The sequence below is a fragment of the Bradyrhizobium sp. 149 genome, from assembly GCF_023073915.1.
Taxonomy (GTDB): domain Bacteria; phylum Pseudomonadota; class Alphaproteobacteria; order Rhizobiales; family Xanthobacteraceae; genus Bradyrhizobium.
The window spans coordinates 89,322-106,351 of the sequence record NZ_JADPKK010000023.1 but is presented as its reverse complement, the minus strand read 5'-3'; the positions used below and the strand labels follow the sequence as shown (position 1 = coordinate 106,351).

Here is a 17,030-nt window from a genome sequence, read left to right as displayed (position 1 = left end):
CGATCAGGGCCTTGTCCGGAGCCGCGCCCGCCACAGATCGCAATGGAATATTTCGCGAAGGCCATGGCGGAATTGCTCGGTTGCCGGAGCTGCTACGTTGCCATGATATCCTCCTCCGGGCTTGAAGAAGTCAGAATCGGAGAGGCCCCAACCGACCCGTCATGCACGACGATAGTTGAGCGAATTGCGCGCACGGGCACCCCCGAGGACGTCGCCTCGCTCGAGCCGATCAATTCCCGGACCTCGTTCGTCCGCAAGTTGATCGGTGCGGAACCCCCGGTAAAGAGTCATTCAGTCATTGGCAGGTTTGCTTCCGATGAGCGAGCCACAGTCGTATTCGTGGCCGGATGGCGGCCGGCCGCGCTTGCGGCAGCCGAGATTCCTGGTTTGGCGCATACCGTGCGCCCGTTATGGAAGGCCGCTCATGCACTTGCCCGGCAAACGGCGGGGCATGTCGATGCGCAACTCTGGCTCGAAGAGCTGACCTTTCCCGCCATCCTCGCGGACCAGAGCCTGCACATTTACGCAGTCAATCGTGGTGGACGAGTACTGCTTGCCAAGCGCCAGCTGCTAAGGGTGGACGGGGGCAGGCTCGCGGGCTCATGCGGTTCCGTGACCGAGAGCTTGCGGGAGGCAGTCGGGAAGGTGTTGATCGAGAGCGAGACTCATGGACGGTTCAATACTACGGTACCGCTCTCGATGGATCGTCAGCAGTTCGCCTTCGCCAAGATCGGCGTTGTTCCGACGAATGCCAAGCTGGGACAGGCCCTCATTGTCGTGCCGCAATTCGACGACGTGCAGGGTGCGCACTGCATTGCATCTGCCTTCGGATTGAACTGGGCTGAGGAAAGAATCGTCACCCGGATTCTTCAATTCCAGTGCCCTCGCGATATTGGAGCCGAGCTTCGGCTGACCGAGGCAACGGTGCGAACCTACACCAAGCGGATCATGCTGAAATTAGGGATCAATCGACAGTCGGAATTCTTTCTTCTGTATCATCTCACCCAGTCGCCTTTTGGCGCTGGCAGGCGGGAAAATTCGGTCAGCCGGCTGGCCTCCGACTGGCGATTGGACAAAGAGGTCCAATGAGATTGCGGAGGGCGTGCAAGCGTTCGCCTGACTGAGTACGGGGTCTCCGTGATGTCGAGTCGCATGAGCTGCGCAGGTTTGATCCACTGGGCGTTTGCCGCCCTGGTATTGGTTGGGGCCGGCTTTCATGCCGATGCCCAGAGGATTCAATTGGCGCTTCCTATTGCCTGCGAGCCTGGCCATACCTGCTACATCCAGAACTACACGGATCTCGATCCGTCTCGGTCGGCGAGAGATTACAAGTGCGGCACGCTGACTTATGACGAACACAACGGCACCGACTTTCGCTTGCCCTCACTGGCAGTGCAAAAGGCTGGCGTGGAAGTGCGCGCAGCGGCAGGCGGCCGCATTCTTCGTATCCGCATTGACGCTCCAGACGGGTCTTTTACAAAATCGGGGCGCGAAGCGGTGCGCGAGGCCGAATGCGGCAATGGCGTCGTCATCGAACACGCGGAGCAGTGGGAAACCCAGTACTGCCACCTGGCCGCCGGAAGTGTGTTGGTCAAACTTGGAGACAAGGTCGAACTTGGACAGCCGATCGGCCGTGTCGGTCTCTCCGGCCTCACGGAGTATCCTCACCTGCATTTCACCGTGAGGCACAATGGCGTGGTCGTCGATCCCTTTGCGTATGGCGTTCGTCCTGAGTCTTGCCAAGGCGGTCAATCCCTCTGGCTTACTGCCTTGCGCTCGAAACTCGAGTATCAGGAACGAGCCATCCTCAATGCGGGCTTTACGACGGGTCCGGTCACGATGGAACTCATCGAGGACGGCAGTGCCGAGAGGCAAATGCCGTCTGCCAGTTCGATAGCAATCGTCGCATTCGTGCGGGCTATCGGGCTCAAGGCAGGCGATGCGCAATGGCTGGTCATGAAGGATCCTCTCGAGAACGTCATTGCGGAAACTCGGTCTGCGCCACTTCAGGCCAACAAGGCGCAATTCATGCTCTTTGCGGGGAAGAAGCGACCTCCTGGGGGTTGGGAACGCGGGTCCTACAAGGCCACTTACGTTGTAGAGCGCGATGGCCAGGTCGTGCTCAGGAAAGACCTGGAGCTCATGCTCTAGCGCTGTGCCTGTGCTCGGGGGGCCTGACTCCACGGGCCTTTTAAGGTCTGATCGGCTGCCGGAACGGCCCGCTCCTGTCATTCGGCCTGCAATATTTGCTAGCCGATTGACAACCCGCCCGGTGGCGCTTTACCCGGCCACCTCCGAATCCGAGAAGAACTCCTACAATCAAGTCAACCGCGCGACCGGCCAACGGGTCCAATATCTCAAGGTGGATGCCGACACTGGCGACGAGGTGCCGAACGAGGCATCGTCAAAGGCTACCAGATCGAGAAGGACCAATTCATAGACGTCACGAAGGAAGAACTTGAGGAAGTCGCGCTTGAATCTACGCGCACAATCGGATTGACGAGTTCGTCGACAAGTCCCGACATCGTTACTTGATTAGACGGTATTACCTTCGTCGCGACGGCAAGATCGGGCACGATGCTTTCGCTGTCATCGAGAGACCATCCGAGAGATGAACAAGGTAGCGATCGGGCGGGTGGTCCTGACCAGCCGAAAGCACATCATCGCGCTTGAACCAACGGATAAGGGTCTGGTCGGCACCTTTCTGGGTTTCCTATACGAGGTGCGCACGAGCAGGGCTATTTTGACGAAATCCAGGACGTCAAAGTAACCAAACATATGCTCGACCTCGCCAGGCACATCGCCAATCAGAATGCTGGCCGCTTCGAGCCTGAGAAGTTCGAAGACCAGTACGAAAGCGCTCTGATCGAACTAATCAATCAGAAGCGAGCCGGTAAGACGATCACGCCCAAAGAGCGTCCGTGGCGGAAATGTCATCGACTTGATGGATGCGCTGCGCAAGAGTGTCGGCAGCCCCGCCCCCGTGACCAAGGCCACGAAAAAGCCTGCAGCGGGTCAGAAGGAAATGCTGATGCCAATCGCGGGCACGAAACCTACGAAGCAACTCGCGGCGAAGAAGCCGGCGAGGCCGCAGCGCAAGTCAGCGTGAAGTATCCGGGAGGTGGGATGCTCCTCTGATTAAAACTGGCGTGCTTCTCTGACAGCGTGATAGGCCGCGTTTATTCGTCGTGTTTCTTGATTTGCGAGATCTTTGACTTTCTGTCCGCGGCCTTCGAAGTGATCGGGGTGGTATTGCTTCATTCCCTCGCGATAAGCTGACTTGATTCGATCCACCGGGGCATCCGCACCGACATTCAAGACGGTATACCAAGTCTCCGCAGCCGCCTGTTTGGTCCCAAGCTTTGATGGCCAGGTCGAGCGCATGAACCGGACGATCAAGGAAGCGACCGTCCAACGCTATCATTACGACCGACACGATCAGCTCAAGGCACACCTTGCCGACTTCATCACCGCCTACAACTACGCTCGGCCGCTGAAAACCCTGAAGGGCCTCACGCCTTACGAATACATCTGCAAATGCTGGACCTCCCAGCCACAACGATTCAATCTCAATCCGCTCCAGCAAAATGCCGGGACTAAACACCTACCTCGTCACGGTTTTACGTAGGTCCAACCCGTCTCCTGCAGTTCCATCACGCGCACAACGCCTGACTTTACCACCTGCGCCTGAGAAACAATGGGTACGTCCTTGTGCTCGGCTTGGCGCATTTTGTCCTGGGTGTTACCGCATGCCTTGAATGATATCTCCGGCGTGCTCAGCGCCATCTGCTCAATTCGAGCTTTCACAGGCGACGTGTCATCGCGGAGCATATGCAGACCAGGCCCGAACGTGATCACCTCGATTTTCACTTCCTCCCTGAGTTCCCTATAATGTTCCGTAACGTTCGTCGCGTTATTCAACGCGAGATTCATCGCGGCCGCGTCATTGGTGTTGACCTGCAGGATCAAACGGTGCGTTTCGGAAACGGGAGCGATCCGAGCCGTCGCAGCGAGAGAGGATCGCGTCCGCGACTGTTTAGCAGCAAGCCGTTTGGTCGAGTTCTTCACCAGCCATCGCCCATGCGGGGATGGATGCGTCATCAATTCAGAGGATGGAGCTGCAGGCGTCATTGTTGTTGGCTGGGAATCCTGGGCTGACGGTCTCCAGGATGGGCCGGCGCTTGTCGTCTTCGTTACCCAGTATCGTCCGCCTTGCTCCGCCGCTGCCGTCGGGACGGCAAGCAGGACTGCGAAGGCTCCCATACTCGCGACCTTCGCAATTTGTTGAAAGATGCACATCGTATTTCTCCGTCGCAATTTTGCTGGACCATCAAATAGTCAAATAGGGAGGCGGTTCGCCCCGCTTTCCGCGACATCGCACGCGGGCCGGTATCATCCAACTGAGAGGGTATGTGAGCGAAGAAGCCGTCGAACCCGCCGCCGACTTCCTTTCTCATCCGGCTGCCGGATCCGCGCCTCGTTGATGATCATCGTCGCCGCCTTCGATTGTCGGTTCGGTGTGTCCGCCAGCACAATTGGTTGAGAGACCCGCTTCTAAGTCGCTCGTTTTGCTTGTGATGGAGAGCTCCGAGGAAAACGCCTGCTCTTGCACAGCAGTGTCGGTCGTTCGTCTGCGCGCTATCCTATGCCGCCTAGCCATGACTGACGTACCTATTTCGAGGTAGGCTGCAACTCTTACGAGCGCGATAGCCGCCGTGATTGATGAGAGCGGCTGAATGACAGGCTCGCTTGCAGGAAGCTGCGCCTCACGCGCTGGATTGTGAGCGTACAGGGCGGAGAGACAACCAGTTGAGCCGTTGTCGTCTCTCCTTCATAGAAGTATGTCTCCGTTTCTTGCCGGAACGGTCGAGTCGTCAAGTTGAACCCGATCTCAGGGGTGCTGTGACCGAATGTACGGCTCTCTGCGCCGCGATCGAGAATCGCGCTTCTTAGCAGGGAGCGGGATGCAAGATCGAACCCACTAGGGATTGGCGCCAAGCTCTGCGTGTGGTGGTGCGTTCAACAAAAAAGAACCCGCCGATGCTGGGCCTTCCGATTAGTCCGCTGCGGCTGCAGGTTGCAACGAGCACGTGCTCGCCCGGTGTCCGGGTCCGTTGCACATCGAGCACTTGGCAACACGGGGCTCGCGAACCGCGCCGCCAAGAGGCTCGCCGAGTTTGGGATCCAATTCTTCGCGTCTCGCGATAAGCTCATTAACTCGCGCGATCTTGCTGTCCAGTTCCATGTGCACCAACCGCAATAGATAGCCGCTGCGGCGTCGTTCGGCTGCCCATTTCAGCGCTAGGCGCTTCGGCGCGTTGTTGTGCTATGTACCGATATGTTGCTGGGCGAGTCACAGTAACGGCTTCACCGGTTTGTTGGGCGCGCGATGGACCGTCCGCATGCACGGGCATCTGATACATTTGCATTTGACCTTAGCGTCAGCTACGAAACGTCGGGCTCGCTTCCGACGTTCGTCAGAGCCCGTTCCGTTTCGGATCACGGACGGTGACACGCTTATCTTGCGGCGACTGGCGCGCTATCGCTTCTTGCCATCCACTCATGTTGCAGCGCTCATTGGCCGCTCACTCGATCGCGCCAATGATCGACTACGTCGCCTGTATCATGCCGGATACGTCGGCCGCGGGCGCAGCTCGACTACTACCCCACATCCAGTTATGCTTCTGCCTGGCTGGGTGAAGGTACGGACGAAACCAGATTCGAGGGGATTCGTCGCCGGGGCCATGACGATCGGGATTGTTGACGTGGACTTCTGGGCTGCTGCGATGGCAGGCGTTGCGTTTGCCACGATAACATCAGGATTCAGCGCGACCATCCTCTGCTAGAGCCCGCTGGAGGGCGTACTTCCCGTTCGCTTCACTAACGTCAATAACCAGGTTCCTTCTTTCCACATACTCCAGTTTGCGCAGCGCGGCTCTCAGGGTACTGACGCCAATCGCGGACCTTCCGGAGTCAAGGTAACCTACGCACCGCTGGCGCAATGTCTCGGCATTCGAGATCGTTGGAACAGACCTGCAATGTCGCTGGTCAGCAAAGCGCGGCGTGTTACTAGGCGACGCATGGATCGACCTCATCTAAGAAGACCGTCCGACATTCTTAGCACCTTCATAAGCGATAATCGAGAGAGGCCAAATGCTGGTTGCCGGCCCCTATGCCGCACGCGCCAACTCGGGACGACGCTTAAAGTTGCGTTCGGGCATCGCGATCGTATCCTGAAGATTGGCGCACCGAGCTCGGAGGTTCAGCGCGAGCATGGGTTAGGAGAGGTTGGCTGGGTCGGGATTTCCTGCCTTTCGCTCCTCCTCTTGGGATCGCTCTCGAGCATGCGGACCTGTCGATCCAAGTCGCAAGATAAGAGTGTGGACGTGAATGATGTGGTTGCGTCGAAATGGGATTGTGGGTGCATGTGATCGCTCGATCAACAAACAGGCGCGCTTGCGCGCCTGTTTGTTGATGGGCGACGAAGCAAGAGAGGTGCCAGGGACGCCGACATAGAAGGCCAGAACCGACGCTAAATCTTGGCACGGCTTATGCCCCGGATTTGCCACCGGGATTTTGCTCATTCCCCGGGGCTGGGAAGCTGCCGGCCGCAGATTATTAAGCGGGCTGCGTTTCTTTTCTTCTGAAATGAATGATGATTAACCTGCCCAAATTGATCGAAGCGTGCGCCGCCTTAGCAGTCTAATCGAGTGGGTCGTTTCCTTTCGGCTCTTGCAAGAATTTTGGCAGGTGTGCACGCGCTTCGCGATCGCGCGGAGCCGGGCGTTCGGACGGGTCGCGGCCGAGCTTGGACTGCAGCTCAAGGAGGTCGGTGAAGACGTCGGCCTGGCGGCGCAACTCGTCGGCGATCATCGGCGGCTGGCTGGCGATCGTGGAAATCACGGTGACCCGCACGCCGCGCCGCTGAACGGCCTCGACCAGCGAGCGGAAGTCGCCGTCGCCCGAGAACAGCACCATCTGGTCGATATGCTCGGCGAGCTCCATGGCATTCACGGCGAGCTCGATGTCCATGTTGCCCTTGACCTTGCGGCGGCCGGAGGCGTCGATGAACTCCTTGGTCGCCTTGGTGACGACGGTGTAGCCGTTGTAGTCGAGCCAGTCGATCAGGGGCCGGATCGAGGAGTACTCCTGATCCTCGATGATGGCGGTGTAGTAGAAGGCCCTAAGCAGCGTCCCGCGGCTCTGAAATTCCTTCAGCAGGCGCTTGTAATCGATGTCAAAGCCGAGAGTTTTCGCGGTCGCATAGAGATTGGCTCCATCGATGAAGAGCGCGATCTTGTCCGTAGAGGAAGCTGACATTCGATTCACGCCTTCAGTGGAGCAGCTCGGAGCAAGCTTGGAAGCATCTCCGATACGCGATGCGCATGGGCGGTCGCATTCTATATAGATCACTACCGAAGACGTCGAGTAGACGGACGGTTCAACCTTCTACTTGTTTCAAATGGTATCACGCCTAGGAATCCTGACACTAGCCGAAAGTTGGGCTGTCAGAGTTGTAATGTGTCTTGTCTATTTCCAGGTGCTTTATTTCAGGGCGCTCGCGCCACCCGGCGCCGCCACTGTGGTCAAGCCTCCTCTGAGGCCAACCGCGCTGTCGGATGGCGGCTTCGGGGCGTCACCGCGCTGGAAGCGACTATTTGAAACATCGCGACTGGTTTTGAGTCAGCCTGCTCCTGACGAGTTCGGCGTGTACGCCGTCGCAAGGAAGCGCAGCGCAGCGGCGGACGGGCAGTGTCGGCGCTGCGCAGACATTGAAGGCACCGCGCTGGGCAGCGCATCCAATTGCATCCGCTCAATCGGAAGTTCAACAGTAATCCTACCGCTCGCCTTGGCGCACAGTTCCAGAATTAACTTGCAACACGAACATCAAGCTTAATTCCAGACCGTGATTGCGGCCGCGCTCCAGAGGATTAGGTTTGGGCACACGGACATTGCCCTTGTCCGGTCCACCCAGCGAAGTCGCCGCACCATCATAGTCGGTGCAACGACTTCGTTTCGGGATAGTCGCGAGAGCTTCATTTGAGAGAGCAGCCGGACCGCGAAACGCTTGATCTCATCGAGATGCGCCGCCAACTTACGGCGCTCCGTTCGAAACACTCGGGCAACCTTCCAATTACATCGCTGTTGAACCGCTTCCTCGTGAAAGTCGCATTTCTGGCACAGCCAACAGACCTCGCGCACGAGCAGTATCTTCGATCGGAATTCGAACGAACGCTGACGAAGGTCAACGAGATTGCTGCGCGGGCGAGATCTGACTGACCGGCACCTGAACGTGCTGCTTTGCATCCGATTGGTCGGTAACTTGCCACGAACTTGCGAGCCTCCCCTAGCATTCCCAATGTCGGATGCGAACCCCGCTTTGGTAGTGCCTAATGAACTTCAGCCACACTAAATCTGCGCGGTCCCAGCAACGAGCCCGGGCGGTTTATCTCCACCCGGGCTCAACAAGCGGACATGAGCTGAGGGTTTGGGCTGTAGATCGTCGGCGCTGCTCAAGGTCGCTCGACGACTACTTCTTCAACAGTAGCCCTTCCTTCGCGGCCATTCGCCTCACTGGCCCAGCGTACCGGCCGAGTTCGGCAGCTATCTCTATACGCCAGCTCCTGCCTGGGCCAGCTTGAACGATTGCTGAATCTCGCGCTCGGCCCATTGCTTTGGCTTCGGTGTTTTCATTGTGCGGCGCTCACAACCTGCCGGAAACCACAAACCAGTACGCCTGGTTGCCAACACTTCGGCTATTTACGGGTGGTGGTGCCCGCTACGACGCTCATCGGTGCGGCGGCTGTGGCGCTCGCGAGATGGGCGTGCGCAACGTCCCGGTTATTGCGCGAAACTCTATTGGAGATCGGATCGGCGCAGGGATGGCGGGCGCCCTGGTTTTGCGTAGGTCCGCTATCAAGGATACATCAGACCTGCCATATGCGAGCGCCGGACCACCGCCTTTTTGACCCCAAATGTATGGTCCGGCCGCGCGTCGCAAGAAGAATTCGTCGGGTTAGTGGTGAGCGGTCTTGCATCAATGTATCCGGCCTCCGATTGGAGCATATGCTCCGGGCCATCATGGATATCAGCGCGCGTGCGTTCTCGTTAGCGGACAGGCCTCGATTGGGCCATTTGGGTCACCAGTGTTCGCATGCGCCGGGAAGACCGAACCTCCATCTCGTGTCATCCTCTCGCAGACCTCGGCTGGAAATAGTTCATAGGGCTACGTCATCGCTTGCTCCTCATATCGCTCAGTTCCTTTGTTCGAGCCAAGGGCCGTTCCTTCGTCCCGGCCCGCAGAACGTCCATCGCGTCGCGCGCAAGGGCGGTCAAGGCCAGCCGTCGCGTTTGGCTTGCGGCTGGCTCGGGCGTTGCCAGGCTGCGCCTTGACCGCGCCGAGCACGGCGCGAGGATCAAGCGGGTCGGACGCCTGCATCGTCGGTCCTCGTCAGCTCGAAGGCGCGTCCTTTGGCCAGCACCGCCCAGGCGATGCGGGCAAGCTTGTTGGCGAGCGCGATCGCAAGCACGTTGTGGTGCAACCGCCTTTTGGCGGCTTCGATCCAGGACTTGAGCCCGTAGCGTTCCCAGTTCTTTATCCTGACCAGCACAACCCATGCCGCCTGCACGAACAGAACGCGCAGGTAGCGGTTGCCGCGCCTCGAGATTTTGCCGAGGATCGTGCGGTCTCCCGTCGAGATCTGCTTGGGCACCAGTCCGAGCCAAGCGCCGAAGTCGCGGCCTTTGGAGAATACGTCTCCAGTGCCGATCGCGGCCACCATGGCGCTCGAAATGATTGGCCCGATGCCAGGCACCGTCATCAGGCGCGAGCATGCCTGATCTTGACGGGCCAGTGCTTCGATCTCGCAGGATAGGCCATCGATGCGCTGGTCGAGCCGGCGCCAGTCGCCTGCCAACTCCTCGATGACACGCAACATGCGTGGCGACATGGCATCGGTGCGCGTCGCAAGAATGGTGGGCAGTTCCATGCGCAAGAAGCCGATACCCTGGCGCACGGCGATCCCGCGTTCCAGCATGAAGGCACGAATCTGGTTGATGATGCCGGTGCGTTGCGACACCAGCCGCTCGCGCACCCGGTGCAGCGCCTGCAGATCCAATTGCTCCGCGGTCTTGGTCGCCACGAACTTCATCGTCGGGCGCTGCACGGCTTCGGCAATCGCTTCGGCATCATTGAAGTCGTTCTTCTGTCCCTTGCTATAGGGGCGGACATATTTGGCCGGCATCAATCTGGCATCGTGACCAAGCGATGCGAGTTTGCGGCTCAGATGATGTGCGCCGACGCAGGCTTCCATGCCGATCAAGCAAGGCGGTATATTGGCGAGCCGCGCTTCCACTTGGCCACGCGACCACTTTTGCCGCAGCACGATGGCGCCGCGCGCATCGTGGCCCACGACGTGGAACGAGTTCTTGCCGATATCGATGCCGATCACGGCGATCGCGGTATTGGGTGTCTGAGACATGGCGTGCTCCTTGTCTTTGGCGCCCCTTGCCAGCTTCGCTTACTGGCGGGGCAGGAGCACGGCCGGACCATCCCATTAGCAGACCCTCGCTTCGGGAATCGATAGTGATCAGGTTTGGTCTAGTTAGAGAGACCGCAGCTGAGCGTCTCGACCTTCCGGCGACATTGACCCTCAGAAAGCGCATTCACCACCCGGGCGTGAGTGACATAGGGGATGAGCCATCCAGCGACTGGTGGAGGCGATCCAGTCGGACGCTAGGTAGCGTTACAGGCGATACTCGTAGCGTGTAGACCTTCGTATGTAGTTCTTAGTCGGATTTGGCGTGCACCGAGAAATCCAAATCGGTAAACATACGCTCGGGACATATGAGCGGGTGCGGATGATCAGGGCAGCACGGGAAGCAGTCGACCTGCTCCGAAGCGCCTTCGCCAGGTCATCTGCCAGGAAGTATTTCCTCAATGTGTTCACTGTACTCGGCATTCGTAATGGCGAGGTGGCTGCGTGAATGACGATTTCAAGGACGAGGTCTTCTTCTGCCGTTGAGCCTAACCCGCTACCACGGTGCAGCGGTTGCGGCGCAAAGCCGGCGCTGGCTTTGAGGCTGTTGAATCCCAAAAATGGCAAAATAGTCCGTATGTTCAAATGCGCCTGCGGCGAGCACATTTGGACGGAGGACAAGGCGTAGGATTCCCTCTTTGCGGGGGCTCTTTCGGTTCAGCGCCACTCGCGGCATTCGCCCGCAAACAGCGCGACGACGGAGCCTTGCCTCACCTCCAACGAGCAGCATACTCACATTCTGAAAGCCTCTTTGGGATCAAAGGTTGGGAGGCGGGATATTGGATGCATGTCTCCTTAGGCAGCCATCTTGTATTGAGCTGCCCGTGCATTCTTTGTAGAGCTCAAGAAGCTTACCATCGGCTAGGTGGTCCCAGTACTCCGCCTCGGCGAGTAGGTTCCAGCTTCTGTCAGGATGATATGCGGCGCTCTGTCGGCACAACGAGGCCATTGCGCGCAACCGGCGTACAGCTTTCATGCCTTCCTCCCTTCGTTTTCTAACTTTTCCCCACCTTATTTTCTGTTTTTGCGTCAGAGTCATTATAATTATGATCTAGAAGTATATTTACGTTCGTTCGATCGTCGTCCAGTCGGTTGATGGCGCGCTTGCTGCGGAAGACTTTCGGTTCAGCTTCGCATTGGTTCACGCGCGGTGCGCTGCCGGCCGGACCTTCGTTCCGCACTGGGAACTTGTCGCTTTGCTGTGCCACTGAGCCCACACCGGCAGTTTGGGTCTGGCATATCCCTATCGCCAACCCGGGCTCGCGGTTCGGCAGCGCGGCTGCCTCGATGAGGCAAAGGCCCAATTCAAGCAGGCGTACCTCGCCACCGTGCGCGACCTCGAACTTAGAGTTCGTTAGCGTTCATGTGGCTAACTGGCAGCGTGCCGATTACCGCTGATTGCGGCTCATGGAATGGGAATGCCGGCCCCGGCTGTCTCCCAACCTGCGGCTGGGGCCGCTTTGAACTTGCGCAGCATTGTTCACCCTGTCCACAACTATGATTAAGGGCATTGCTATCGCGCTATTTGCACTGGGCATTTTATCTCAGTTCGATCAGACGCTCGTCTATGGCGCAATACTGAGGCTGCGCTTAGGCTTGTGCGCGAGATCAGCCGCGTTTCGCGTGTAGGCCGTCGTTCTATCGCGGAAGCGTTTCGCGCTCTGCTGACAGATGTCAATCTGGGCGGTCGATTGAGCGGTTGAAGGGTCGCCAAGCGCGTGCGCGAGATCAAGCCCGACATGCCGGTGATCTACAGGGACTGGTGTCTCGGCGGCGAGTGGCCTTCCCACGGCGGGCCGGGCAACATCCTTCTCACCAAACCGCTCGCACCAGTTCAGGTTGTCACCGCCGTCGCTCAGCTTCTGAACGTTGCCCCGGCAAAACCATAGGTCGGTTCCAGTTGCAGCCATCGAGCCAACTGGATTGGCGCCTTCTACCAACGGACCGCCGCTTGCGACAAAATGGCTATTCCCCGTCCGTGGCGCTCGCATCCCGATATCGCGCTCTTCATCCGTCGTGAGATTCACCGGCATCGGCTTCGGATGGGTCGGTTCAACCATGGCGTTCGGCGTAGTCATCAGGAACTATAGACAAGGTGCGGGCCTGAGATCGGCTTGAACTTGTGCCGTGATCCGCCCGGTGCCGACAGGCTGTGCGATGTGTGTCTGTGTCTAATTCCCACGGTTGCGACCAAAAGCGCATCCGTTTGTCGCCTTTCGAACAACGGGCCACATCCACTCCGCTCCAACTTCACCAGTGGAAGCAGTCATCGGTTGGGGAGGCAGAATGGACCGTTCCTGTTAATTGAGATGACGCGCGACAATATGTCGAGCCGTGCAAGCAGCGAGCTTTCGATCATCTCGACCGAGGTGACCCTAAAGAACTCGATCGCCGTCGTTTGTCGGGAATATGAACGCGCGTCCCATTGCGAGTTGCCAAACTACTTGGCAGGGATTGGCAGTTCGCTTCTGACGGCGAACGATGCGTTCAGCTGGAGAACGCTCATTGAAATATTGAGGTGATGGTCCGATGGATCAAGCCCGCCAGGATCTGGCGGGGATCAATTCGACAGGGCATGAGCCGAGCACATCGGCCGGACACTGATGGATGAGGGGTGGGATGGCGCACTAACGAGCTTACTTTTTGGATCACGACGGCCACGTTATAAGCGTTGCCAATTTGCACTGCGCCGACGAGCAGGAAGCACCGGAACGTGTTCAGGAGCTAGTTAGTGCCAACGACATCGAGCTGTGGCAGCTTGATCGGCGCATTGCGGTGTTTGAGGCCCCACAACCAGAACCTCGCAGGCGGCGGCAGAGGAAAACGTTCAACGGGACGCAACCTCCTCGAACGAAACCCTAAGTAAGGGTGCGACCAAAATAGGCGCACAACTCGGTTGAGCGCGAGGATGGCGGCTCGGCTGGTAATGATGCCGTCACCGGCGTCCGACCTTACGCACGTCGATCATCCGCTCCTTGCTGGCCCGCAGGCTGCGGAGGTAATAGCCTCGCGCCTGAACCGCTGATTTGATTTCGTCGCTGACCTTGAGAACTCGTTTTCTGCTCTTGCGCCATTTATGCGCAGAGTAAAGCACGGGTATGGCAGAGCCTGTACTTAGAACGAGGAAGTCGCGCTTGTCATTGCGATAAACGTCAAACACCTTTTGCCCCCGTCAATAATGTAGAAGTAAGCACGAAATATTTTTAGTGGTCTCTCGACCAGCTTAGTGTCTCGAATGGCTTTGCGGGTTGTAAATGTGCAACGTTCGAGACTTCTTCAGCGTGTTCCGGTTTAGGAACGACCTGGTGCAAGCTCGGCCATGGGGTGACCAAACTCTGCAGGTCGCTCGATTTGAAGAGCCTTACCGAATTTCCGCCACGACTGCGTGGGCGATTCCGCAAATGTTCGAAATCCCCCGCTGTGATCACTGCAAAGACGAGTTCGCCCCAGAAGAGCTAACCATCCTCCACCGCCGCACGGGGACGGCGAGCTGATTTGCGTCCGGTGCATGGAAATCGAATTCCGCCGAGCTGTCCCGAAGTTACCGCGATGACAATTGATGCCTCCGATGCATTGCGGCTTCCGCATTGATGAAGGATGGTTTGAGGGCGGCACCCGCCAAGGCGGCTTCCAGGTTCATTTCATTTGGTGCCGGTTAACGCCTCGCCAAGCCGAGCAAAAACAAGCAGCACCACGCCGGACAGGGATTGAGCAGTGCTGACGCCATCCGTCCAGTTTGAGAGACATGCTGCCATCTCTGAAATCGCAACTATCTCGCGTTTATCAGGCAGAAAGAAAGCAAACCGAGGCGAACGGCGAGCTGGAGCAGCATTGGCTTGCCTGCGCACAAAGGTGCATGTGCGAACACCGCGATGCCTGCGGCGAAGAGCCGAATCAACCAAACCGTCGGAAGCCAGATGCTATCGCTGTAACCACTCGACAATTGATAGATGCCATTGAGAAGCCAACCTCCTGAGAACATTCGAACCCACCCTGGCGCGCACGCAGCTCTTTGCGGAAGAACTGTTGTTCGTCTTCATGTTTCCTCAGCCGCTCCATTTCCTGCTTGAGGCGGACCCCTTCCGAGTGCTTGGTCCGGTTTGTGCGAGCGCTGGCAATCAGGCACGCCCGCCTCGACGCCGCTCAATTTTGTAATCCCGACAATGATATTCGAACGTACTGCGCAGGGCGCCGCGCTCGGGTCCGCCTTGCCAAGCTTGTCCCTTTGGTAACAACGAGCCAGTTACCCATGCACCCCTCCTGCCACTTCAGAGGTACCCGCGACCGCAAATACATCTTCGGCGCGTCGAGGCACTAGACCGCTACTGCCTTTCCCAGTAAGGGCCGATTCCGTTGAAGTAATCCCGAGTATTGGCGTCCCCCCCGAAGCAGTCGAAGGGCTCCGCCGTTCTTAGTTGGGCATTGGGATCAGCTTGGCCATCTTGCGGAGGGGCTGGGCGGTGGCTGCGAGCGTGAACTCGTCGGGCAGGCCGTTTGGTCCTCGCAAACGCAAAGGATCGAGCTTGAGAATGCGTTTGAGGTGCGCGAACAGCATCTCGATCTTCTTCCGGAGTCGAGGTGAAGTGTGGCCTGCCCACGATCTTGCGATCTCGCGCGCCATGTCGCGAGCGCCTTCGTAGATCGAGCGCGGCCACCCTTCCAAGCTGAATACGAGGGTTCGATTGCCTTCACCCGCTCCAATGGTTTCAATAGCTTAGCGCATCCAGACCTTTTCATTCTGACAAGTCGCGCATTCCCATTCTGAACCTTCACTTTCCCTTCCCCTTGTTTTGCACGCCGCTTGATGCGTTTCATTTGCTGCTTGGCTTCGTCATGGTCGTGCAGATAGTGCGCCATCGCGATTGTCGACGACCACTGACCCTCTTCATCAGCTGTGTGCCGTTAGCTCGGATGTGCTTGCTTCGGTGGTGCCGCCGTGGCGACCAAATGAGGTGAAAGTCAGCTCGGGCCGTAAACCTGCAGCCGAGAGAATCGTTTTCGTAATGCGCTGGGCTTGAGTCAGCATCTCGCCCTTGCCAGACCAAGGAAGACTGCTGCCATCACGCCGTAACATCAGACCTCCTGTGGGACGCAGTTCCTTGAGTAGCGAGCAAAGTGCTTTGCGGTTGGCGTTGAACAGGGGCTCCCAAGATCCAGTTCTGGTCTCCTAGTTGATAACGTAGAGGTGGCTCGGCCGGCTGGGGGGACGGTGTAATCGGTCGTGAAACGAATGAAAATGTGAGCCTCGCGCTGAAGCAGCTTCCAGCCGATCAGTGCACCGGTAGCGAGCGAAGAAGAGCCCATCGATCGCCTTCGAGCGGAACGGCACTGCGCGCGGTGGAGGATACGCCGGCACACCCGTGTTCCTTCTTTACACATCGGGCCCAACCGGTGCTCCCAAGGGCGTCGTTCACACTACCACGGGCGGCGATCTCGTTGACCAGGATCTGGTAGAGAGCCTGCGCAACTGGTGAATCAAGCTGATCCTGCCAGGCCAGTGCGGTGGCGTCGGGGAAAGAAAAGACGCTTCCCGACGGCTTCCGGGCATTTCACAGGACCATTGCGATGACCGCTTGGGGCCGCAAGATGCGAGTTAGGATGATTACGATTCGTCTGGGTGACGCACGCAGGTGCTCTGCGACTGCGACGCCCGTTCGATGATGCATTTAAAACGCAACTCGCGGGTTGACAATTGTGTACCCCTTCAATGAACGCGCGTGTATTCTCGTTGCCCGCCCGCCAGAGTTGCCATCATATGTCATCCACACGTCGCCTCCGATATGGTGTTCAAGAACAAAGACGTGTCCGCGTCTTGCCGCGACCATTCCGGGCGCTGGCGGTGTCCGGGGAAAGCGTAGCCAATTGGCTGCTAGGTTTAATTCCGGCACGATGCGGCCGAACAGGTGCAACGCCGCGGCACAACCGCAGAACGAGGAGGGGCAACCCGCCGGTCGGCCCCCGACGACCTTCTCGCTAGAAGCAACATCAAGCGGCGCTCTTGCGGCAGCGACGAACGGGACTTGTTTTGACTGGTGTGTCAACAAGGAGCGTTGCAAGCTACGCTGGGCCGGCGCTCGTGAGTAGGACGAGAAGTCGCACGGCATCGTGACATTGCATTCGGCGGCGTGATCCATACGATATGTTCGTGCCTCCGAAGAGGCTGAAGTGACTACAACGAAGCAACACGCACAAACGGATTGTTTTAACATCGCAGGACTCCGGGTTTGATGGATCCTGCCCCGGGCCACAGAACAAACGACGGCACTTGGCTGAAATGGGTTTAAAGAGCGGCCGAATTCTGGATTCGAGGCCGACTATCCCTCAGGGGTAACTCGCAACGCGCCGATCGCTTGAGGAGCGCCTTTGCGCGCATTCGGCGAGGGCGCGCTCGCTTCAGCTGTCGATCATGGCCACGTAGTCCATATGAAGAGTGATTGGCCCCTTTGATCCGTCCAACACCACGCGGAGACTCTTCGAATATTGGCCGGCTCC

General features: G+C 58.2%; 6 protein-coding genes and 4 pseudogenes. 4 read left to right on the top strand and 6 right to left on the bottom strand.

The features are described from left to right. Window positions 1-42 precede the first annotated feature (42 nt). From IVA88_RS28250 to IVA88_RS28235, 4 genes and pseudogenes are all read left to right on the top strand, one after another. Window positions 43-1,089 carry a helix-turn-helix transcriptional regulator gene (locus tag IVA88_RS28250; protein WP_247500491.1) on the top strand — a complete coding sequence of 349 codons (1,047 nt, stop codon included), beginning with the start codon at window positions 43-45 and terminating at the stop codon, window positions 1,087-1,089. A gap of 51 nt (window positions 1,090-1,140) precedes the next feature. After that, window positions 1,141-2,151 (top strand): M23 family metallopeptidase, encoded by a 1,011-nt coding sequence (locus IVA88_RS28245; RefSeq protein WP_247500490.1) that lies wholly within the window; start codon window positions 1,141-1,143, stop codon window positions 2,149-2,151. 79 nt (window positions 2,152-2,230) lie between these two features. After that, window positions 2,231-3,109 (top strand): annotated as a pseudogene (locus tag IVA88_RS28240) (Ku protein). Between the two features lie 255 nt (window positions 3,110-3,364). Next, window positions 3,365-3,577, top strand: a pseudogene (locus IVA88_RS28235) (integrase core domain-containing protein); the annotation flags it as partial. Between the two features lie 35 nt (window positions 3,578-3,612). Here IVA88_RS28235 and IVA88_RS28230 read toward each other — a convergent pair. From IVA88_RS28230 to IVA88_RS28205, 6 genes and pseudogenes are all read right to left on the bottom strand, one after another. Next, on the bottom strand, window positions 3,613-4,068 hold the full coding sequence (locus tag IVA88_RS28230) for a hypothetical protein (protein ID WP_346657653.1): 456 nt from the start codon (window positions 4,066-4,068) through the stop codon (window positions 3,613-3,615). A 2,634-nt stretch (window positions 4,069-6,702) separates the two neighbouring features. Then, window positions 6,703-7,320 (bottom strand): NYN domain-containing protein, encoded by a 618-nt coding sequence (locus tag IVA88_RS28225; RefSeq protein WP_247500488.1) that lies wholly within the window; start codon window positions 7,318-7,320, stop codon window positions 6,703-6,705. 2,096 nt (window positions 7,321-9,416) lie between these two features. Beyond that, window positions 9,417-10,481 (bottom strand): IS110 family transposase, encoded by a 1,065-nt coding sequence (locus IVA88_RS28220; RefSeq protein ID WP_247500487.1) that lies wholly within the window; start codon window positions 10,479-10,481, stop codon window positions 9,417-9,419. A gap of 2,036 nt (window positions 10,482-12,517) precedes the next feature. Further along, window positions 12,518-12,660: pseudogene (locus tag IVA88_RS28215) on the bottom strand (SOS response-associated peptidase); the annotation flags it as partial. Window positions 12,661-13,473: 813 nt separating this feature from the next. Next, window positions 13,474-13,698 (bottom strand): hypothetical protein, encoded by a 225-nt coding sequence (locus tag IVA88_RS28210; protein WP_247500486.1) that lies wholly within the window; start codon window positions 13,696-13,698, stop codon window positions 13,474-13,476. A 1,251-nt stretch (window positions 13,699-14,949) separates the two neighbouring features. Further along, window positions 14,950-15,186 (bottom strand): annotated as a pseudogene (locus tag IVA88_RS28205) (IS5/IS1182 family transposase); the annotation flags it as partial. Window positions 15,187-17,030 lie beyond the last annotated feature (1,844 nt).

Excerpts from the sequence above, each read along its gene's own strand:
- IVA88_RS28250 (WP_247500491.1), top strand. The coding sequence starts at position 43 with ATGGAATATTTCGCGAAGGCCATGGCGGAATTGCTCGGTTGCCGGAGC.
- IVA88_RS28245 (WP_247500490.1), top strand. The coding sequence starts at position 1,141 with ATGTCGAGTCGCATGAGCTGCGCAGGTTTGATCCACTGGGCGTTTGCC.
- IVA88_RS28225 (WP_247500488.1), bottom strand. The coding sequence starts at position 7,320 with ATGTCAGCTTCCTCTACGGACAAGATCGCGCTCTTCATCGATGGAGCC.
- IVA88_RS28220 (WP_247500487.1), bottom strand. The coding sequence starts at position 10,481 with ATGTCTCAGACACCCAATACCGCGATCGCCGTGATCGGCATCGATATC.